Source organism: Pseudomonas sp. PS02302, from assembly GCF_029959585.1.
In the GTDB taxonomy this organism is placed as follows: Bacteria; Pseudomonadota; Gammaproteobacteria; order Pseudomonadales; family Pseudomonadaceae; genus Chryseomonas; species Chryseomonas aestiva.
Map to the genome: position 1 here is coordinate 1 of NZ_JASCON010000072.1, position 19,696 is coordinate 19,696.

At 69.0% G+C, this 19,696-nt stretch carries 16 protein-coding genes; 4 read left to right on the forward strand and 12 right to left on the reverse strand.

Translation table 11 applies throughout. From position 1 onward, the window contains the following. The 3 genes from QMX82_RS19945 to dapA form a co-directional block, all read right to left on the reverse strand. Positions 1-261: four-carbon acid sugar kinase family protein (locus QMX82_RS19945; protein ID WP_282286830.1), on the reverse strand; the 261-nt coding region annotated here is incomplete at its 3' end. Beyond that, positions 258-1,424, reverse strand: coding sequence for an iron-containing alcohol dehydrogenase (locus QMX82_RS19950; protein ID WP_282286837.1), 1,167 nt, complete (start codon positions 1,422-1,424; stop codon positions 258-260). The genes QMX82_RS19950 and QMX82_RS19945, both read right to left, overlap by 4 nt. A 12-nt stretch (positions 1,425-1,436) precedes the next feature. Then, entirely contained in the window at positions 1,437-2,312 is an 876-nt protein-coding gene (gene dapA / locus QMX82_RS19955; protein WP_317630263.1) for a 4-hydroxy-tetrahydrodipicolinate synthase, read from the reverse strand. Between the two features lie 362 nt (positions 2,313-2,674). On the opposite strand from dapA, the gene QMX82_RS19960 reads away from it, so the two are divergent. From QMX82_RS19960 to QMX82_RS19970, 3 genes are all read left to right on the forward strand, one after another. After that, entirely contained in the window at positions 2,675-3,151 is a 477-nt protein-coding gene (locus tag QMX82_RS19960; RefSeq protein ID WP_187978855.1) for a GlcG/HbpS family heme-binding protein, read from the forward strand. A gap of 11 nt (positions 3,152-3,162) precedes the next feature. Further along, entirely contained in the window at positions 3,163-3,561 is a 399-nt protein-coding gene (gene uraH, locus QMX82_RS19965) for a hydroxyisourate hydrolase (RefSeq protein ID WP_027602718.1), read from the forward strand. A gap of 266 nt (positions 3,562-3,827) precedes the next feature. Next, positions 3,828-4,649, forward strand: coding sequence for a lipopolysaccharide biosynthesis protein (locus QMX82_RS19970; protein ID WP_282286847.1), 822 nt, complete (start codon positions 3,828-3,830; stop codon positions 4,647-4,649). A 20-nt stretch (positions 4,650-4,669) separates the two neighbouring features. Here QMX82_RS19970 and QMX82_RS19975 read toward each other — a convergent pair whose 3' ends face one another. The 3 genes from QMX82_RS19975 to QMX82_RS19985 form a co-directional block, all read right to left on the reverse strand. Then, positions 4,670-5,107, reverse strand: a complete 438-nt coding sequence (locus tag QMX82_RS19975) for a YqaA family protein (RefSeq protein ID WP_282286878.1) — start codon at positions 5,105-5,107, stop codon at positions 4,670-4,672. A gap of 113 nt (positions 5,108-5,220) precedes the next feature. After that, a complete protein-coding gene (locus QMX82_RS19980) occupies positions 5,221-5,760 on the reverse strand; it encodes a DsbA family protein (protein ID WP_282286849.1) in 540 nt (179 codons plus the stop codon). Between the two features lie 85 nt (positions 5,761-5,845). Next, complete coding sequence (locus QMX82_RS19985; protein WP_208694633.1) at positions 5,846-6,889, reverse strand: SDR family oxidoreductase; 1,044 nt, start codon at positions 6,887-6,889, stop codon at positions 5,846-5,848. Positions 6,890-7,114: 225 nt separating this feature from the next. Here QMX82_RS19985 and QMX82_RS19990 point away from each other — a divergent pair, with 225 nt between their 5' ends. Continuing rightward, on the forward strand, positions 7,115-8,449 hold the full coding sequence (locus tag QMX82_RS19990) for a CoA transferase (RefSeq protein WP_282286880.1): 1,335 nt from the start codon (positions 7,115-7,117) through the stop codon (positions 8,447-8,449). Positions 8,450-8,454: 5 nt separating this feature from the next. Here the strand turns inward: QMX82_RS19990 and QMX82_RS19995 are convergent, their stop codons facing one another. The 6 genes from QMX82_RS19995 to QMX82_RS20020 are packed head-to-tail and all read right to left on the reverse strand — an operon-like array spanning position 8,455 to position 19,468. Then, the gene (locus QMX82_RS19995) at positions 8,455-9,126 is read right to left on the reverse strand and encodes a response regulator (protein WP_208694635.1); all 672 of its coding nucleotides are present in this window, start codon (positions 9,124-9,126) and stop codon (positions 8,455-8,457) included. Next, positions 9,123-10,532, reverse strand: coding sequence for an ATP-binding protein (locus tag QMX82_RS20000; protein ID WP_282286882.1), 1,410 nt, complete (start codon positions 10,530-10,532; stop codon positions 9,123-9,125). The genes QMX82_RS19995 and QMX82_RS20000 overlap by 4 nt, the downstream gene beginning before the upstream one ends. A 53-nt stretch (positions 10,533-10,585) precedes the next feature. Further along, the gene (locus QMX82_RS20005) at positions 10,586-12,022 is read right to left on the reverse strand and encodes an efflux transporter outer membrane subunit (RefSeq protein WP_282286853.1); all 1,437 of its coding nucleotides are present in this window, start codon (positions 12,020-12,022) and stop codon (positions 10,586-10,588) included. Between the two features lie 11 nt (positions 12,023-12,033). After that, positions 12,034-15,135, reverse strand: coding sequence for an efflux RND transporter permease subunit (locus tag QMX82_RS20010; protein ID WP_282286856.1), 3,102 nt, complete (start codon positions 15,133-15,135; stop codon positions 12,034-12,036). Next, the gene (locus tag QMX82_RS20015; RefSeq protein WP_282286858.1) at positions 15,132-18,287 is read right to left on the reverse strand and encodes an efflux RND transporter permease subunit; all 3,156 of its coding nucleotides are present in this window, start codon (positions 18,285-18,287) and stop codon (positions 15,132-15,134) included. Before QMX82_RS20015 ends, QMX82_RS20010 begins: the two co-directional genes overlap by 4 nt. Continuing rightward, a complete protein-coding gene (locus QMX82_RS20020) occupies positions 18,284-19,468 on the reverse strand; it encodes an MdtA/MuxA family multidrug efflux RND transporter periplasmic adaptor subunit (RefSeq protein ID WP_282286859.1) in 1,185 nt (394 codons plus the stop codon). Before QMX82_RS20020 ends, QMX82_RS20015 begins: the two co-directional genes overlap by 4 nt. Positions 19,469-19,696 lie beyond the last annotated feature (228 nt).

The window sequence follows — 19,696 nt, forward strand, 5'->3', positions numbered from 1 at the left end:
TACTTGCCCCCGCTGGGGGGTGGGGTTCTTGTTGTCGCGCGGGGCGCCCCCCAACGCCGGGTGCCCGAGCAGCGCGGCGTGGCGTGCGGCCGCCGCACGCGCATCCAGTCGACGGCTGTCCAGATCCAGTGCCGTCACCGGCGCCTGGGCGTCCAGGGCCTCGGCGTCGAGCAGCACCCGGGTCGCCTGCGCCTTGGCAAAGCCCAGGGCGCAGTCGGCGGCGCCGCTGAGGTCGTCGGCCAGGATCAGCAGGCGGGTCATGGCAGCAGGCGCCGGTACAGCGCCTGGATGTCGTCCAGGCTCAGTGGCTTGGGATTGTTGACCATCAGCCGGGTGACCTTGGAGGCCGCCACGGCCATCTCCGCCAGGTGCTCCTCGCGCACGCCAAAGGCGGCCAGGTCCTGGGGGATTTCCAGGATGGCGGTCCAGGCGGCGATCTGCTCGATCAGCTGGTGCGCGGCGGCTTCGTCGCTGTCTTCCGCGCGGGCCAGGCCGCAGACCATGGCGGCGCGCTTCAGGCGCGGCGCGCAACTGTCCAGGTTGAAGGCCATGACATGGGGCAGCAGCATGGCGTTGGCCACCCCATGGGTGACGTGGAACTTGCCACCGAGGGGATAGGCCAGCGCATGGACCGCGGCCGTACCGGCTGCGGTCAGGGCCACGCCGCCGTAGGTGGAGCCGAGCAGCATGTCGCTGCGGGCGCGCACCGAGTCCGGCTGCTGATAGGCCTCGACGATACTGCCGGCGATCAGGCGCATGGACTCCAGGGCGAAGGTATCGCTGACCGGGTTGGCCTTGTTGGAGATGAAGGACTCCAGGGAATGGGTGAAGGCGTCCATCCCGGTAGCCGCGGTGATGGCCTTGGGCAGGCTCAGCGTCAGCAGCGGATCGAGCAGCACCAGGGCGGGCAGCAGGTGGCGGCTGACCACGCCCACTTTCAGCTCTTCGTCGGGCAGGGTGACGATGGCATTGGGCGTCACTTCCGAGCCGGTGCCGGCGGTGGTCGGGACCAGCACGGTGGGCAGCCCGGCGCGGGCGACCTGGTCGATGCCGAGCATGGATCTGAGCGACTGCTCGTTGGTGAGCATGACCGCGAACAGCTTGGCGGCATCCAGCACCGAGCCGCCGCCGATGGCGAGCAGGGCGTCCGGTTGGCGCGGCGAGACCTGCTCGCGAAAGACCTGCTCGATGTTCTCAAGGGTCGGCTCGATCTCGACGTTGTCGATGACGGCCACGTCGATGTCGCGGGCGGCCAGTTGCGCCTTGACGCGCTCGGTCACGCCCAGGCCATGCATGGCGTTCTGGGTGACCAGCACCACGCGGCGCAGCGGGACGTCGAGGAGGGCGAGCTTGTCGCCGAGCTGATCCAGGGCGCCGGCGCCGTGGACCAGGTGTTTGACGGTCTGGAAATGATAGAAGGACATGGGCGCTCCGGGTCAGTCGCGATAGATGGCCAGCAGGCCTTCGAGCTTGTGCACCGTGGCTTCGTCCAGCGGCGCGATCGGGGCCCGGCAGGGGCCGACCGGGACGTTGAGCAGGTCGGCGGCCTTCTTCAGTACCGACGGCATGGTGCCCAGGGCGAAGGCATCGCGCAGCGGGCGCAGCTTTTCCTGGGCGGCGCGGGCGGTGGCGTGGTCGCCGGCCTGGAAGGCGTTCCAGAGGGTCATGACGACCTGAGGTACCGCGTTGGCCGTGGCCGCCACCGCGCCATCGCCGCCGGCCAGCAGGTTCCAGTAGATGAGGGAGTCGGTGCCGGCGAAGACGGCGAAGTCATCGCTGCGGTACTTCATCATCTGCACCAGGGCGTCGAAGTTGCCGGCGCTGTCCTTGATCCCCTTGATCTGCGGATGCTGGCTCAAGGCGGCCACGGCGCCGATGCCGATCGACATGCCGGTCTTGGCCGGAATGTTGTAGAGCATGAGCGGCAGTGGGGAGGCGTCGCCAATGGCTTCGTAATGGGTGATCAGCTCTTTCTGGCTGACGGCATTGAAGTAGGGCGTGATCACCGACAGGGCATCGACGCCGCGATCCGCCATCTTTTTGTTCAGTTCAATCACTTCGTGCGTGGCGAAGGCACCGGTACCGGCTACGACCGGGACCCGGCCGCCCGCGGCGTCCACCGTGAGCTCGGCGATACGCAGCTTTTCGGCTTCGGAAAGGGCGAAGAACTCGCCGTTAGTGCCCAGGACGAACAGGCCGTGGACGCCGGCGCCAATCAGGTTCTCGATCAAACCGCGCAAAGCGTTTTCATCGACACGTTGTTGGGCGTCAAAGGGGGTAACGAGGGCGGGAACGATGCCGCGGAATTTCATGGTCATGCCTACCTTGTGATTGTTCTGATCACAATAAAGCATATTTTGATCTAATCGATCAATAGCGACCCGATGGTTTTGCGTGGTCGATGGGCCTGTGCACTTCCGGAAAGCAACGGCCCTTCGTGAGACCACTGTCGACTCGGGTCGCTGGCAATAGAGAGGGATCAAGGCAACGGGAGGCTCGGCGCGTTACCCACGCGCCGCGAGGCAGGAATGTCAACGCTGCGGGCGAGGGGTGACGCTGTCGGGTCGGGACAGCTATCTCGCTGATCCTTCTGACAAAATTGTCATTCTGCAGTACCCGTTCCTGACCGAACGATCAGGATAGGTTGGCGGGGTCATCTCCTGGACCTCGAATCATGTCGCGCTTTCTTTCCTCTCTCACCCTCGCGCTGCTGGGCGCTGCCGCCCTCGGTCAGGCGCAGGCGGCGCTGCCGCAGCACCCCGATCTCGACCTCGCGGCCGCGCAGCGACTGGCGCAGGCCGCGCCCTGCAGCGCCGCGCTCGCGGTGCTCGACCGCAGCGGTCAGTTGATCCTCCTGCAACGCGATACCCGCGTCGGACCGCACAACGCCGAGGCGGCGCGGCGCAAGGCCTTTACCGCCCTGTCCACCCGCACCCCGTCGCAGGCGCTGGCCGAGCGCGCCCGGCAGAACCCGGATGCGGCCAATCTCGTCACCCTGCCCGAATTGCTGCTGCTCGGCGGTGGCATCCCCCTCTACGAAGGCGACCAACTGGTCGGCGCCCTTGGCATCGCCGGTGCCGGCGGTGGCGGGGCGGACGAGCGCTGTGCGCTGGCGGCCGCTGAACACCTCAACCTCACCTCTCATCCTTGAAGGAGATCTCCATGAAGACGTTCGTGCTGTTGTCGGGTCTGGCCCTGTCGGGCTTCGCGGTCGCCGCGCCCAATCCCCTGAGTGTCCATGTGCTCAACCTGGAAGACGGCAAGCCGTCGGCCGGGGTGCACGTGACCCTGGAGCGCCAGGTAGGGCAGGGCTGGCAGCCGCTGGCGGAAGAGGTCACCAACGAGCAGGGCCGGGTGCCGGCGCTGTTTCCCAAGGAAAAGACCTTCGAGAAGGGTGAATACCGGGTGGTCTTCAAGACCGGCGACTACTATCGCCAGCAGGGTCGCAGCGCCTTCTTCCCGGAAATCCCGGTGGTGTTCGACGTCACCCAGCCGGAACAGCACTACCATATCCCGCTGTTGCTCAGCCCCTATGGCTTCAGCACCTACCGCGGTTCCTAGCGGCAAGGCCTCCCAGGCTGGCCAGTATCCAGCCTGGGAGGCGCCAGGGCCGCAGCGGTCATGACTCAAGGCCGGACTTTGTAAGGATCCGGATACAAGGTGGCGACGGACTTTTACCTGGGGTAGAAATCCAGCAGCGGCAGGTTCACGCACAATGGGCGACGGGGCCGCAGCGCTGTCCAGTGCCGGGCCCTGTCACGCGGCGCGTTCGCTAGTGGTCGATCGGCGCGCCAGGTCTGGTCATCGTCACTCCGAGGAGTCGTACCTTGTACCTTTCACCCCTCTCGTTCCGCCCGCCCGAAGCTGTGAGTTCGAGCGCTGGCGCCTTCGCCGCCTGGCGCAATGCCTACCGCGGCCCCGTGCTGCTGCTGGCCTCGGGGCCGTCGGCGGGCAGGCTCAATCCGCCGGTCTGGCGGGACATTCCGGTCATCACCATGAATGGCGCCATCGCCAAGTTGCTGGGCCGTCCCCTGAATCCGCTGTTCTACGTCTGCAGCGATCTCAGCTTCGCGCAGCAACAACCCGAGCTCTATCGCCAGGGACTGGAACGGGCCACCCGGCTGGCGCTCTGGCCGGAAGCCATCCAGGCCCTGCCCGCGGAACTGGCCGCCAAGGCGCATCCGCTGCACCGGGCGCCAGCCACGCGCCTGGAGCACCACCTGGGCGCCGAGCAGGAGCAGGCGCAACGGCTGCCCGCCTGGTTCAGTCGTCGCGCCCGGGATATCGGCTTCAGCTGCAACCTGGATTACGGCATCTTCGATGTCCGCACGGTGGCCTTCATCGCCCTGCAACTGGCCTATCACCTGGGGTTCACCGAGATCTATCTCGCCGGCGTCGATCTCGACAGCGACCGTCCGCGGTTCTACGAGGATGGTCGCTCGCCGGCGTCGCCCTGCGGCCTCGACGAGCACCTGCACAGTCGCATCCTGCCCGGCTTGCAGGTCATGCAGACCGCGATGCGCGCCGCGGGTCGCCAGGTGTTCAATCTGTCGAACTGCAGTCGTATTCCCGCTGACCTGATTCCGCTTGCCGATCTCGCCGCCGTGGAAACGCGCTGGTTGTGGCGCCGCCGGCGTCAGCTCGGTTAACGAGAGACCGGTACGCCGACTCAGCGCCAACCCAGGGCAAGGCCCCAGACCACGGCGTAGCGCGCGGCCTTGGCCAGGGTCACCACCAGTAGAAAGCGCCACAGCGGCTCACGCATCACCCCGGCCACCAGGGTCAGGGGATCGCCGATCACGGGCGTCCAGCTGAGCAGCAGCGACCACCAGCCCCAGCGCTGGTAGGCCGCCTGGATACGGGCAAGGCGTTGCGGCGCCAACGGAAACCAGCGGCGTTGGCGAAAGCGTTCGAGGTGGGTGCCCAGCCACCAGTTCAGCGTCGAGCCGGCGACATTGCCCAGCGTCGCGGCCAGCAGCAGGAGCGCCGTGGCATAGCGCTCGGTGAGCAGCAGCCCGGCCAGGGCCGCTTCCGATTGCAGGGGCAACAGGGTGGCCGCGCCGAAGGCGAGGGCGGCCAGGCCCAGGTAGACGCTCAGGGCTTCCAGGATGAGGCTCCAGCGGGAAGGGCCATCAAGGGTCTGTCTCGGGTCGGGACGAAGCCGCCGAGCATAGCGCGAGTGGCCGGGCTACGCCGCCTCTCGACCCTGAGCCCTGGGGCTCAACCCAGCCGAGCGAGCCAGTCCGCGACCGAGTCCCCGCTGCTGATGTCGGGTTGCACCAGGCCGTCGATCATGAAGGTCGGCGAGACATGGATACCGTTCTGCCGGGCGTACTTGCAATGCCACTTGATGGCGTGCTGCAGGTCCGGATTGGCGAAGGCGTCGGCCAGGGCCAGGCCGCTGTAGCCTTCCAGGCGCGCGATGATGTCGTTGGGCGTGGCGTCGCGGTTGGGGCCGGTGGCGTGATCCTTGAACTCGAATTCCTCGCGATGGGCCGCCACCGCGGCCAGCACCGCCTTGGCGCTCTCCCTGCCGCCGTCGAGGGTGGCGGCGGCCAGCACGCAGCGCACCACCACCCCGGAGAACAGGTGCCAGGGTTGGGATTGCAGGCGGATCTTCAGGGTGATCCGCTCAGGGCCGGCCTGGGTCAGCAGATCGTCGAGCTTGTTGAAGGCCTTGACCGAAAAGGGGCAGGTGGGCTCGAGAAAGACTTCGAAGGTGCGGGGGCCATGGCCCCAGGTGAGGGTGTCGGCGTACAAGGTAGAACTCCAATGGCGAGACGTTGGGGTTGAGACCGCATGTCGTCCCGGGCGTTTTGCCTCTATCGGGACGGCGCGGGATGCCTCAGGGAATCAGTCGCCGCCGACGCATGTCCTCCAGGTGCGCGAGCAGGACCTCGTCCGATCTCAGGACCATCTGCCCGAAGCCGGCCTGCCGCGCCTTGGTCACATCGAAGATGGCGTCCTTCTCGACATGGAAGATGAAGTCGCCGAAGGCCCCGGGCGCAATCCGCTCGGGATCGGCCTCGGCCAGTCCTTCCCCTTGCGCCAGCGTCTGCCAGAGCGGCTTCAGCGCGGTCAGGCGCTGGGCCAGGGAGATGGGTTGCGGCTCGCCCACGTCCAGCCCGAACCAGTCGGCCAGCTGTGGCCAGACGTGACTCCAGCGAAAGACATCGCCGTTGGTGAGGTTGAAGGCGCCATCGCGCTGCTCTTCGGCGGCCCAGACCGCGGCTTCGCCCAGCAGCGGCGCGGCCGTGACGTTGACCAGGGCGCCGCGATAGGCCTGCTCGGTTCCGGGGAATTGCATGGCGGTGCCGGTCGCCTTGCACAGGGCGCCGTAGAGACCGATCAGGTTGCCCAGGTTCATGGCCGAGCCCAGTGAGTGACCGATGACGATGTCGGGGCGCAGGGCGGTCCAGCGGATGCCGTCGGCCTCCAGGCTGCGCACGAAGTCTTCATGGCGGAAATAGAGGTTGGGCGGGAAGTGGCGGCTGTCATCCTCGCGGGCTGGGGTCTTGTACACCCCCAGGTGGGCGCCGTAGATCTTGCCGCCCTGGACGAAGGTGATGCGGGCCAGGGGGGCGCCGGCATCCCGTACCGCGGCGACCAGGTTCTCCAGCATGGCGGCGTTTTCGTCCGCCTCGACGCCTGGGTCGGGGTTGGGCTTGAGGGCGCTGTAGAAGAGATGGGTCACGCCGGCGAGATCGGCCTTGGCCGCGGCCAGGCTGGCCGGGTCCAGCAGGTCGGCGGTCAGATGAGGAAAGCGACTGGGTGCCTGTCGCGAGCGGCCGACGGTGGTGATGGACCAGCCGGCCTTGGCGAAGGCGTCCAGCACGGCCTGGCCGATGATGCCGCTGGCGCCGGCGATGAGGAGTTGTCGTGCGGTCATGGGGTCTCCCGATAGCGTGGGTGGGCTGATGAAGGGGAGACCCAGGCAGAGGGCGATTTGTCCCCGTGTCGGGCTGGACGGTAGACGGACGAACGCCGGTGTCCTGCTCGCGCAGGCAGGGCTACTGTGAGAGCACTGCCTGCTGCCGCGGAGGACCTTGCCTTGACCCACCCGTCCCGTACGCCTGCCGTCTTTCAATCCCTGCTCGACGAACTCGTCACCGCCCTGGATCTGTCTGCCGCCCAGGCGGCAAATCTGCAGGTCCGGGGCAACGATAGCCTGGCCTCCTGCTTTCCGGTCAGCGACCTCGCCACGGCGGCGATCGGGGTCGCCGGCCTGGCCGCCGCCGATCTGCTGGCCGAAGGGGCACCCGGATTGCCGGTGCAGGTGGACCGGCATCTCGCCGCGGCCTGGTTCAAGACCTCCCTGCGTCCCCTGGGCTGGGAATTGCCCGCAGTCTGGGATCCCGTCACGGGCGACTACCGCACCCGCGACGGCTGGCTGCGGTTGCACGCCAATGCGCCTCATCACCGGGAGCGTGCCCTCGCCGTGCTGGGCTGTGGCAACAGCCAGGCTGCCGTCGCCGAGGCCATGGCCGACGGGGCTGGCGAAGCCCTGGAGACGGCCATCGTCGCCGCGGGTGGCTGCGCGGCGAGCCTGCGTACCCAGGCGGAGTGGCAGGCGCATCCCCAGGGGCAAGCGGTGCGCGCCGAACCCTTGATCGCCCAGGAATGGACAGCCATTGCCACCGCGCGCGACTGGCGCCCCGATCCGCAACGTCCCTTGCGGGGCATTCGCGTCCTCGACCTGACCCGCATCCTCGCCGGGCCGATCGCCACCCGCCTGCTGGCCGGGCTGGGCGCCGAGGTGCTGCGCATCGATCCACCCGCCTGGGACGAACCGGCCCAGGCGCCCGAGGTGACCCTGGGCAAGCGCTGCGCGCGACTGGACCTGCGCCGGCCGGCCGACCGCCGGGTGTTCGAAGCCTTGCTGGAGGAGGCGGATGTCCTGGTGCATGGCTATCGCGCCGACGCTCTAGAGCGGCTCGGCTATGGTGCCGCCCAGCGCCGGGCATTGCAGCCGGCGCTGATCGACGTGTCCCTGTGCGCCTACGGCTGGACCGGGCCCTGGGCCCTGCGGCGCGGCTACGACAGCCTGGTGCAGCTGTCCTGCGGCATCGCCGCGGCCGGGCGCGACTGGCAGCAGGCGCAGCAGCCGGTGCCTTTGCCGGTTCAGGCCCTCGACCACGCCACCGGTTACCTGATGGCGGCCGCGGTCATCCGCGGCCTCACCGGTCGCCTGCGCGAGGGCCGTGTGCTGAGCGCGCGCCTGTCGCTGGCGCGTACCGCCTGCCTGCTGACCGAGCATCCCGCCGTGGCCTACGCGCCCCTTTATACCGGCGTGCAGGACGCCGACTACGATGCCACCCCCGAGCCCACCGCCTGGGGGCCGGCGCTGCGGTTGCGCCCGCCGCTGCAGATCGGCGACCTGCGCCTGCACTGGCCGCGGCCGGCTACGCGGCTGGGATCGGCGAGTGCGGCCTGGTCGAGCGCAGGCTGAGCGGGTCAAGTCTCCAGGCAATAGCCCACGCCATAGATGGAGCGGATCAGCTCGCAGTCCGGGTCGAGGCGGTGCAGCTTGCGGCGGACGTTGCGCACGTGGCTGTCGACGGTGCGGTCGGTGAGGATGCGGTAGTCGGTGTGCAAGTGGTTGAGCAACTGGTCGCGCGAAAGCACCTTGCCGGGGTGCTGGGCCAGGGTCGCCAGCAGGCGGAATTCCACCGGGGTCAGCTCCAGCGGCCGCCCGTTGAAGCTGGCCTGGTAGGTCTCGGTGTCCAGCTGCAGGCCGCTGGGCGCGGGCCGGCCGTCCGGCACGCTGCTGCGGCGCAGCACGGCCTTGACCCGGGCCACCACTTCGCGCGGGCTGAAGGGTTTGCAGATGTAGTCGTCGGCGCCCAGTTCCAGGCCGAGCAGGCGGTCGATCTCGTCGACCCGGGCGGTGACCATGATGATCGGCAGGGCGCTGAAGGTGCGTACCGCGCGGCAGATCTCCAGGCCGTCGAGGCCGGGCAGCATCAGGTCGAGCAGCAGCAGGTCGGGTGGCGTGGCGCGGAGGGCGGCCAGGGCCTGTTCGCCGTCGGCGTGCCAGTCGCAGCTGAAGCCGGCGGCCTTGAGGTAGTCACTCAGCAGGGCGGCGAGCTTGGGTTCGTCTTCCACCAGCAGAATGGTCTGGCTCATGCCGGGCTCCGGTCAGCGAGGGCGGGCAACCGCAGTTCGAGCCAGAGGCCGCCAAGCGGTGATTCCCTGGCCTGCAGCTGACCGCCATGCACCTCGGCGATGCCGCGACAGATGGCCAGGCCCAGGCCGGCGCCGCCGCTGCGGCGGCTGCGCGAGCCTTCGACGCGGTAGAACCGCTCGAACAGCCGTTCGCGGTCGGCCGCGGGCACCCCGGGCGCGGAGTCCTGCAGATCGACCTGCAGCAGGTTGCCGAGCTGGCGCGCGGCAAGGTGCACCTGACCAGGGGCTTCGGTGTACCTCAGGCTGTTCTCCAGCAGGTTGTAGAACAGCTGGCCCAGGCGCGCCTCATCGCCGCGGATCAGCAGCGGGGTATCCGGCAGCTCCAGCCGCAGTTCCAGGCCGGCCTGGCGATAGCGCGGGCGCCAGGCATCGGCGGTCAGCGCCAGCAGGGTCGCCAGGTCCAGCGCTTCGTGGCGGTAGGTGGGGCCGCCGACTTCGGCCAGCGACAATTCGAATAGATCGTCCACCAGCTTGTTCAGCGAGCCGACCTCGGTCTGCAGCGACTTCAGCCCGCTCACATCCAGCGGGCGGATCCCGTCCTCCATGGCTTCCAGTTCACCCCTGAGCACCGCCAGGGGCGTCCGCAATTCGTGGGAGATGTCGGCCATGAAGGCGCGGCGCTGCAGCTCGTTGCTGGCCAGGACGCGGGCCAGGCGGTTGAAGTCCTGGGCCAGCTGGCCGGCCTCGTCGGCGGAGCGGATGGGCAGCTGGATGCCGTAGTCGCCGGCCGCCAGACGATGGGTGGCGGCGGCCACGGTGCGGATCGGGCGCAGCAGGGTGCGGGCGATCCACCAGGCCAGGGCGGCGGCCAGCAGCAGGCAGACGAAGGCGATCACCAGGCTGGAGCGGATCTGGCTCTGCTGGAAGCGGCGGTCGCCGTCGCTGATGACCGCCTCGAAGGGCGTCAGCGCCAGCCAGCCGACCACCCGGCCCTGCCAGTGGATGGCCCGCAACAGCGGGACGGGCGGCAGGTCGCGAAAGCCGATCAGGTAGCGATGCTCGGCATCCAGCAGCGAGAAGCGCAGAAAGGCGCCGGTGAGATCCGACACCGGCGGGGAGGGGCGGACGCTGGTATTGGCGGGCAATTCCGGGCGCAGCAGCTGGATCCAGGCCTCGGGCGGGTGCTGGTTGAGCAGGAAATTCCAGTCGCCATGCTCGGCGTAGGCGTGCTCGAAGCGCGGCACCAGGGCATCCAGCCGCTGTTCGGCTTGGCCGTTGAGATAGCCGAGGAAATCCCGCGAGAAACTTAAGTAGGAGGCCCAGGCCATGCCCAGCACGGCGAAGGCGCAGAGCGCCAGGGCGGCGAGGAAGACCTTGGCGGAGAGGGACAGGCGAAACAGGCCCATGCGGATCTCGACGGCGGAAGGTAAGGGCACGCTAGCAGCTCCACGGGTGGCTGTCAGGGGGCGTCGGCCAGGCGCGCGGCCTGCCAGTCGCCACCCAGGGCCATCTGCAGCTGGACACTGGTCACCAGCTGGCTGGATTCCAGTTGCAGCAGGCTCTGCTCCTGGCTCAGCTGGGTCGCCTGGGTGGTGGCCACGTCCAGGTAGTCGATGATGCCGGCCTCGTACTGGTCGCGGGTCACGCTGGCCGAATCGCGGGCGGCGGCCACGGCGCGGCGCTGGGCGGCGAGTTCGGGGCCGAGCACCTGCAGCGCCACCAGGTCGTCTTCCACCTCGCCCAGGGCGGTGAGCACCGTCTGCCGGTAGCTCGCCACCTTGGCGTCGTAGGCCGCGCGCGCCTGGTCGACGCTCGCGCGGGTGGCACCGAAATCGAACAGGGTACCGGAGAGGGTCGGTCCCAGTGACCAGAAGCGGCTCGGCGTCTTGAGCAGCTCGCCGAGCAGGCTGCTCTGGTAGCCGCCGCTGGCGCTCAGGGTCAGGTCGGGGTAGTAGGCGGCGGTGGCCACGCCGATGGCGGCATTGGCGGCGGCCACCTGGCGCTCGGCCTGGGCGATGTCCGGGCGGCGCTCCAGCAGGGCAGTGGGCAGGCCGGCAGGAATGTCCGGCAGCCGGGCCTGCCACCGGGGATCGGCGGCCAGGGCGAAGTCCGCGGGCGGCTTGCCCAGCAGCAGGGCGATGGCGTGTTCCAGCTGGGCGCGCTGGGTGGTCAGGGCCAGCCGATTGGCGTCGGCGCTCTCCAGCTGGGTCCGTGCCTGGGCGAGATCGGCACGGGAGGCGAGCTGTTCGTCGTACTTGTTCTGGATCACCGCGAGATAGCGTCGGTAATCGGCCAGGGTCTGCTCATAGAGCGCCAGACGCCGATCCAGCACGCGCAGCTGGAAGTAGTCCTGGGCCAGTTCCGCCTGGGCGCTGAGGGTGGCGTTGGCCAGCTCGGCGGCGCTGGCCTGGGCACTGGCGCGGTCTTCTTCCAGGGTGCGGCGCAGCCGGCCCCAGAGGTCCAGGTCCCAGCTCAGGCCGAGGCTGAGGCTGTCGGCGTTCCTGACCGTGGCGCCGCCGGCACTGGCACTGCCGCTGTCGCTGCTGCTGGCGTTCTCGCTGCGGGTGGTCTTGGCGTCCAGGGTGGCGCTGGGCAGGGTCTCGGCGCGGCTTTCGCGGACCAGGGCGCGTGCCTGGCGATAGAGCGCCTGGTACTGGGCGACGTTCTGGTTGGAGACCGCCACCTGGGTCAGCAGGGCGCTGAGCTGGGGATCGTCGTAGCGTTGCCACCAGGCGCCCTTGGCCTGATCGTCACGCGGGCGGGCGGCCTTCCAGCCGGCTGCCTCCTTGAAATGCGTCGACAGCGGGGCGCTGGGCTTTTGGTAGTCGGGCCCGACGGTGCAGCCGGCAAGCAGGGTCAGCAGGAGCAGCAAGGGCAGGAGGCGCAGGAGCGGCATGGTCGTTACCTTCAGGCCGCGGCGCGGCGCAGATGCTGGCGCCAGAACCGGCGGCTGGCGCGGCTCAGGCGGTCGAGACAGAGGAACACCACCGGGGTGGTGAAGAGGGTCAGCACCTGGCTCAGGGCCAGGCCGCCAGCGATGGCCAGCCCCAGGGGCTGGCGCAGGGCGTCGTCGCCGCCGCTACCCAGCGCCAGCGGCAGGGCGCCGAAGAAGGCCGCCAGGGTGGTCATCAGGATCGGCCGGAATCTCAGCCGGCAGGCCTCGCGGATGGCGGCCTCGGGCGAGAGGCCGCGGTCGCGCTCGGCGACCAGGGCGAAGTCCACCAGCAGGATGGCGTTCTTCTTGACGATGCCGATCAGCAGCAGGATGCCGATCAGGGCGATGAGGGTCAGCTGGGTGCCGGTGGCCAGCAGCAGCAACAGGGCGCCGACCCCGGCCGAGGGCAGGGTGGAGAGAATGGTCAGCGGATGGATGTAGCTCTCGTAGAGCATGCCCAGCACCAGGTAGATGGCCGCCAGGGCCGCGGCCACCAGCCAGGGAATCTGCGCGACCAGGGTGGAGAAGGCCTGGGCGGTGCCCTGGAAGCCGGACTGGATCTGCCGCGGCAGGCCGACCTTGACCAGCGCCGTCTGGATCGCCCGCTGCGCCTGTTCCAGGGATACCCCGTCGGCCAGGTTGAAGGCCAGGGTGCTGGTCGCCATCTGGCCCTGGTGCGCCACCGCCAGGGGGGCATTGCCGCCGGTGAAGCGGGCGAAGGCGGCCAGCGGGACCTGGGCGCCGCTGCCGGTCACCACGTATAGCTGCTTGAGCACCTCGGGGTCCTGGGTGTAGGCCGGCGCCAGCCCCAGCACCACGTGGTACTGGTTGAGGGTGCGATAGAGGGTGGCCACCTGGCGCTGGCTGAAGGCGTTGTCCAGCAGGGTGTCGAGGTCCTTGACGCTCACCCCCAGGCGACTGGCCGCGGCGCGGTCGATCTCCAGGCGCACCTCCTGGCCGCCGTTCTGCGCATCGGAATCCACCCCGGTGAGTTCCGGCAGGGTCTTGAAGGCGGCTTCCACCCTGGGTGTCCAGCGGCGCAATTCGTCGAGGTCGTCGGCCTGCAGGCTGAATTGATAGGTGGCGTTGGCGCTGCGCCCGCCGACCCGCAGATCCTGGGCCGGCATGAGGAACAGCTGGATGCCGGCATGGCGGCTGCCAAGCTGGCTCAGGCGATTGGCGATCCGCTGAGCGCTGTCCTTGCGCTCGCTGTAGTCCTTGAGGCGGATGAAGAATTGCGCCGAGTTGCGCGAGCCGAACATGCCGCCGCCCGTGGAGGCCATCACCGCCGCCACGTCGGGATCGTCACGCAAGCGGGCGGCGATTGCCTTCACAGAGGGCGCCAGAGCCTGGTAGGAGATGCTCTGGTCGGCGCGGATGGCGCCGAGCACCACCCCGGTATCCTGGTCCGGAAAGAAGCCCTTGGGCACCACCACATAGAGGTAGACGTTGAGCGCCACGGTCAGCGCCAGGCTCGCCAGGGTCAGCAGCGGGTGCCGCAGCACCCAGTCCAGGCCGCGCAGATAGCCGCCTTGCAGGCGCGCCAGGCCGTTCTCGATCCACCGATAGAGCGCCGGCACCGGTGCTGCGGGTGAGCGCTCGCGCAGTACCCGCGCGCAGAGCATGGGGGTGAGGGTCAGCGACAGCAGCATGGAGATGACCAGGGCCACGCTGAGGGTCACGGCGAATTCGCGGAACAGCCGGCCGACGATGCCACCCATGAGCAGCAGCGGGATGAACACGGCGATCAGCGACAGCGTCATGGACAGCACGGTGAAGGCCACCTCGCGGCCGCCGATCAGTGCCGCGCGCAGCGGACCGCGACCCAGCTCGCGGTGGCGGGTGACGTTCTCCAGCACCACGATGGCGTCGTCCACCACGAAGCCGGTGGCGATGATCAGCGCCATCAGCGACAGGTTGTCCAGGCTGTAGTCGAGCAGGTACATGATCGCGCAGGTGCCGATCAATGACAGCGGCAGGGCCACGGCGGGTACCAGGGTGGCCCGCAGGTCGCGCAGGAAGACGAACACCACCGCGATCACCAGCAGCATCGCCACCAGCAGGGTCTCCTCGGTGGAGTGCAGCGAGGCGCGGATGCTGGCGGAGCGGTCGATCACCGGCACCAGGTCCACGTCACCCGGCACCAGGGCCTGCAGGACCGGCAGCTGGGCCTTGATGGCGTCCAGGGTCTGCAGCATGTTGGCGCCGGCCTGGCGGGTGACGCCGAGGGTCACCGAAGGCTGGCCGTTCAGCGAGCCGCTGACGTAGACGTCCTCGACCGTGGCGTAGACCCGCGCCACGTCGCTCAGCCGCAGCGCGGCGCCTTGCTGGTAGCCGACGATCAGCTGCGCATAGTCCGCCGCCTGCTCCAGCTGGCCGTTGCTCTCGATGGACCAGGTCTGGCCCTCGGCATGCAGCACGCCCTTGGCGCCATGGGTTGTGGCGTTGGCGATGGCCGCGCGCACGCTGTCCAGGGCGATGCCGGCATGGGCCAGTTGCTGGGGCTGCAGGTCGATGCGGATCGCCGGCAACGAACTGCCGCGGATCGATACCTGGCCGACGCCCTGCACCTGGGCGATCTTCTGCTGCAGGATGCTCGACGCCAGGTCATAGAGTTCACCCGGGCTGCGCGTCCTGGACGTCAGCGCCAGCATCAGGATCGGCGATTCCGTGGGATTGGCCTTGCGATAGGTGGGCAGGCTGGGCATGCCGCTGGGCAGCAGGCTGCGGGCGGCGTTGATGCCGGCCTGGACGTCGCGGGCGGCGCCGTCGATGTTGCGCGACAGGTCGAATTGCAGGATCAGGGTGGTGGCGCCCTGGCTGCTGCTGGAGGTCAGCTCGGTGATTCCGGCGATCTGGCCGAGGCTGCGCTCCAGCGGCGTGGCCACGGTGGCGGCCATGGTCTCGGGGCTGGCGCCCGGCAGGCTGGCGGTGACCACGATGGTGGGGAAGTCCACCTTGGGCAGCGGCGCCACCGGCAAGCGGGCGTAGCCGAGCAGGCCGAGCAACAGCACCGCCAGACTCAGCAACAGGGTGGCGACCGGCTTGAGCACGAACAGGCGGATGGGATTCATCGTCCGCCGCTCCGCTGCCAGCGCCGCCCCAGCCGTTCGCCGAGGCTATCGAAGACCAGGTAGATCACCGGCGTGGTGTAGAGGGTCAGCACCTGGCTGACCAGCAGCCCGCCGACGATCACCAGCCCCAGCGGCCGGCGCAGCTCGGCGCCGGAGCCGCTGGCGAACATCAGCGGCAGGGCGCCGAGCAGGGCGGCCAGGGTGGTCATCAGGATGGGTCTCAGGCGCAGCAGGCAGGCGCGGTGAATGGCCTCCCGCGGCGCCAGGTGCAGCTGCTGGCGTCCCTCCAGGGCGAAGTCCACCATCATGATGGCGTTCTTCTTGACGATGCCGATCAGCAGCACCACGCCGATCAGGGCGATCAGGGAGAACTCGGTGCCCGTCAGTAGCAGGAGCAGCAGGGCGCCGATGGCCGCCGAGGGCAGGGTGGAAAGGATGGTCACCGGGTGGATGAAGCTCTCGTAGAGCACCCCCAGCACGATGTACATCACCACCACCGCGGCGATCAGCCACAGGGTATTGCTGGCCGCCTGCTGGAAGGCCTGGGCCGCGCCCTGGTACCTCAGGGTGACGCTGCTCGGCGCCTGGGCCTCGGCCATGCTCTGGGCGATGGCCTGCTGCGCCTGCTCCAGGGAATAGCCGTCGGCCAGGTTGAAGGACAGCGTCACCGCCGGGAACTGCCCCAGGCGCGTCAGCGCCAGGGCGCCGGGACGCTGCTCGATGCGGGCGATATCGGTGAGGCGCACCAGCCCCTTGGGACTGCTGCTCATGGTTGTGGTTGTGGTTGTGGTCGTGGTGCGGGTGCCGCTGGCCGTGGCGGTGGTCGCCGGCGCCAGATAGATGTCGCCGAAGGCCGCCGGGGTCTGCCGGAAGGCGCCGGGCACCTGCAGCACCACCCGGTACTGGTTGGCCTGGGTGAAGATGGTGGAGATCAGCCGTTGGCCGAAGGCGTTGTAGAGCGCGGTGTCCACGTCGGCGGCGGTGATGCCGAAGCGCGCGGCGGCGGCGCGGTCCAGCTCCACCTGGGCGGTGAGGCCCTGGTCTTCCAGATCGTCGAGCACGTCGCGCAGCTCCGGCCGCGCCTGCAGGCGTGGCAGCAGCCGCGGCAGCAGGGCGGCCAGCCGGGTGCCGTCGGCATCGTCCAGGGTGAACTGGTACTGACTGGGCGTGAGCTGGTCGTCCACCGTCAGCTCCTGGTTGGCCACCAGGTCCAGGCGAATGCCGGCCACGCCTGCGGCGGCCCGCTTGAGGCGCTGGATGATGGCCGGTGCCCGCTCGCTGCGCTCATCGAAGGGCTTGAGCTGGATCTGCAGGCGGCCCTGGTTGAGGGTGGCGTTGCTGCCGTCGACGCCGATGGTCGAGGTGACCGTGGCCACCGCGGGATCGGCCAGCACCTGTTGCACCAGCGCCTGCTGGCGGCGCGCCATAACGTCGAAGGAGACATCCTGGGAGGCGCGGGTGAAACCGACGATCAGCCCGGTGTCTTCGCCGGGAAAGAAGCCCTTGGGCACCAGCAGATAGAGCAGGGCGGTCAGCGCCACGGTGGCCACGGCCACCAGCAGGGTCAGCCGCTGGTGATCCAGCACCACGCTCAGGGTGCGGTCGTAACCCGCTACCAGGCGTTCGAATTGCCGCTCGCCCCAGCGCGCGAAGCGGCTCTGGCGCTCCAGCGGCACGTGCTGCAGCAGCCGGCCGCAGAGCATCGGTGTGAGCGTCAGGGAGACGAACATGGAGACCAGGATGGCCACCGCCAGGGTGATGGCGAATTCGCGGAACAGCCGACCCACCACGTCGCCCATGAACAGCAGCGGGATCAGCACGGCGATCAGCGAGAAGGTCAGGGAGATGATGGTGAAGCCGATCTCCCGCGAACCGCGCAACGCCGCCTGCAGCGGCGGCTCGCCGTCTTCCAGGTGGCGGGCGATGTTCTCCACCACCACGATGGCGTCGTCGATGACGAAACCGGTGGCGATGGTCAGCGCCATCAACGTCAGGTTGTTCAGCGAGAAACCGGCCAGGTACAGGACACCGAAGGTGCCCACCAGCGACAGCGGCACCGCCAGGCTGGGAATCAGGGTCGCGGTGAAGTTGCGCAGGAACAGGAAGGTCACCATCACCACCAGGGCGATGGACAGCAGCAACTCGAACTGCACGTCGGCAAGCGAGGCGCGGATGGTCTGGGTGCGATCGGCCAGCACCGTTAGCTGGACATTGTCGGGCAGGGCGGCCCGGAGCTTGGGCAACTGTTTCTGGATGGCGTCGACCACGCCGATGACGTTCGCCCCCGGTTGGCGCTGGATGTTGATGACGATGGCCGGACGACCGTTGGCGGTGGCCTGCAGATAGGCGTTTTCCGGTGCCTCCGCGACCGTGGCCACGTCCTTGAGGTGCAGGGCGGCGCCGTGCGCGTAGCTGAGCACCAGCTCGCCGTACTCGGCGGCGCTGCGCAACTGGTCGTTGGCGTCGATGGTGATGGAGTGGTCGGGGCCGTCGAAGCCGCCCTTGGAGCCGTTGACGTTGGCGGCGTTGACCACCGTGTAGACATCTTCCAGGGTCAGGCCGTGGGCGGCCAGGGCCTTGGGGTCGACATCGATGCGCACCGCCGGCTGCTGGCCGCCGGCCAGGCTCACCAGGCCGACCCCGGAGAGCTGCGACAGCTTCAGCGCCAGGCGGGTGTTGACCAGGTCCTGCACCTGGGTCAGCGGCAGGCTGTCGGAGGTGGCGGCCAGGGTCAGCACCGGGGCGTCGGCGGGATTGACCTTCTTGTAGGTGGGCGGATTGGGCAGGTCGTCCGGCAGATAGCTATTGGCGGCGTTGATCGCGGCCTGCACCTCCTGCTCGGCGACGTCCAGCGACAGGCTGAGGTCGAATTTCAGGGTAATGACCGAGGCGCCGGCCGAGCTGGTGGAGTACTGCTGCGCCAGGCCGGCCATCTGCCCCAGCTGGCGTTCCAGCGGCGCGGTCACCGCGGTGGCCAGCACCTTGGCGCTGGCGCCGGGGTAGAGGGTGGTCACCTGGATGATGGGATAGTCCACCTCTGGCAGCGCCGAGATCGGCAGCAGGCGATAGCCGAGCAGGCCGGCGAACAGCACCGCCACCATCAGCAGTACCGTGGCCACCGGCCGCTGGATGAACAGCCGTGACGGATTCATGGGTGGGCAGCCGCCGCCGGCGCGCCTTCCACGCGGACCTGGGCGCCGTCGCGCAGGTGGTCGATGCCACGGATGACCACCCGTTCATCGCCCGCGAGTCCCTGGGTGATGGCCAGCCGCTCGCCCAGCGCCGGCCCGGTGGTCACGCCGCGTCTTTGCACCCTGTCATCGGCGCCCATCACATAGACGAAGCTGCCGTCGCTGCCCAGCTGCACCGCGGCGGCGGGGACCACCACGGCGTTCTTCAGGGTGTCGGTCTGCAGGCGTACGTTGACGAACTGGTTGGGGTAGAGCTTCTCGTCCGGGTTGGCGAACACTGCCTTGAGCTTGAGGCTGCCGGTGCTGGTGTCGATCTCGTTGCTGATGAACTTCAGCGCGCCCTCGGCCAGCGTCGCACTGTCCAGCTGGCCGAGCGCGGTGACCGGCAGCGCCTGGCCCTGGCGGACCTTGGGCAGCAGGCTGGCGAGCGTCGCCTGGGGCAGGCTGAAGGTTACGGCGATGGGATCGGTCTGGGTGATGCTGACGAGGCCGGTGGTGTCGCCGGCCGCCAGGTAGTTGCCCGGGTCCACCAGGCGCAGGCCGACGTAGCCTTCCAGTGGCGCAGTGATGCGGGCGTACTGCAGATTCAACTGGGCGGCGGCGATCTGCGCCTGGTCGGCCTGCACCGCGCCCTGGTACTGGCCCACGGTGGCGACCTGGGTGTCCAGCTCCTGTCTGGCCAGGGAATCCTTGGCCACCAGCCGGCGGTAGCGCTCCAGGGTCAGCTGGGCACTCTTGAGTTGCGCCTGGTTCTGCGCCAGGTCACCGCGATATTGATCGAGGGTGGCCTGGTAGGGCCGCGGATCGATCTGCGCCAGGAGCTGGCCCTTCTTCACCCGCTGCCCTTCGGTGAAGAACACCTGCTCCAGCTGACCGGCCACTCGGGTGGTCACCGTCACACTGGCGTTGGCCACCACGGTGCCCAGGGCGGTGAGGGTGACCGGCACATCGGCATGCCCGGCCTGGCCCACCGCGACGGTGATCGGCTGGCCCTGTCCCGCGGCCGCGCTCCAGGCCCGGCCACCCTGGCTGCCGGGCGCAGCGCCACCGGTGTCGGTCGAGCGCCTGTGCAGCACCAGCCCCAGCGCCACGGCGGCACCGACCAAGACAACGACGACGAGAATGCGGGATTTCCTGCTCATGCCTGCCAGACCTGACTGAGATGGAAGTCAGGCTGCTGGGCAAATGTGCAGGAAATATGGAAAGGCGCTCAGCGCCTGCTAATGGGGTAGTCCAGACGCTCGCGCAGGAGTTGGCGAGCGCTTTGGGTCCGGTTCGGTATCTAGAGCTGGCCAGGGGCCGCGCAGGGCTATGGCGGCTTCAGCTCCGGTCACTCGCGATCAGGTTCCGCGCCAGTGGCAAATAGGTTG

Excerpts from the sequence above, each read along its gene's own strand:
- QMX82_RS19960 (WP_187978855.1), top strand. The coding sequence starts at position 2,675 with ATGTCGCGCTTTCTTTCCTCTCTCACCCTCGCGCTGCTGGGCGCTGCC.
- QMX82_RS20010 (WP_282286856.1), bottom strand. The coding sequence starts at position 15,135 with ATGAATCCCATCCGCCTGTTCGTGCTCAAGCCGGTCGCCACCCTGTTG.
- QMX82_RS19995 (WP_208694635.1), bottom strand. The coding sequence starts at position 9,126 with ATGAGCCAGACCATTCTGCTGGTGGAAGACGAACCCAAGCTCGCCGCC.
- QMX82_RS19950 (WP_282286837.1), bottom strand. The coding sequence starts at position 1,424 with ATGTCCTTCTATCATTTCCAGACCGTCAAACACCTGGTCCACGGCGCC.
- QMX82_RS19985 (WP_208694633.1), bottom strand. The coding sequence starts at position 6,889 with ATGACCGCACGACAACTCCTCATCGCCGGCGCCAGCGGCATCATCGGC.
- QMX82_RS20020 (WP_282286859.1), bottom strand. The coding sequence starts at position 19,468 with ATGAGCAGGAAATCCCGCATTCTCGTCGTCGTTGTCTTGGTCGGTGCC.
- QMX82_RS20000 (WP_282286882.1), bottom strand. The coding sequence starts at position 10,532 with ATGGGCCTGTTTCGCCTGTCCCTCTCCGCCAAGGTCTTCCTCGCCGCC.
- dapA (WP_317630263.1), bottom strand. The coding sequence starts at position 2,312 with ATGAAATTCCGCGGCATCGTTCCCGCCCTCGTTACCCCCTTTGACGCC.
- QMX82_RS20015 (WP_282286858.1), bottom strand. The coding sequence starts at position 18,287 with ATGAATCCGTCACGGCTGTTCATCCAGCGGCCGGTGGCCACGGTACTG.
- uraH (WP_027602718.1), top strand. The coding sequence starts at position 3,163 with ATGAAGACGTTCGTGCTGTTGTCGGGTCTGGCCCTGTCGGGCTTCGCG.
- QMX82_RS20005 (WP_282286853.1), bottom strand. The coding sequence starts at position 12,022 with ATGCCGCTCCTGCGCCTCCTGCCCTTGCTGCTCCTGCTGACCCTGCTT.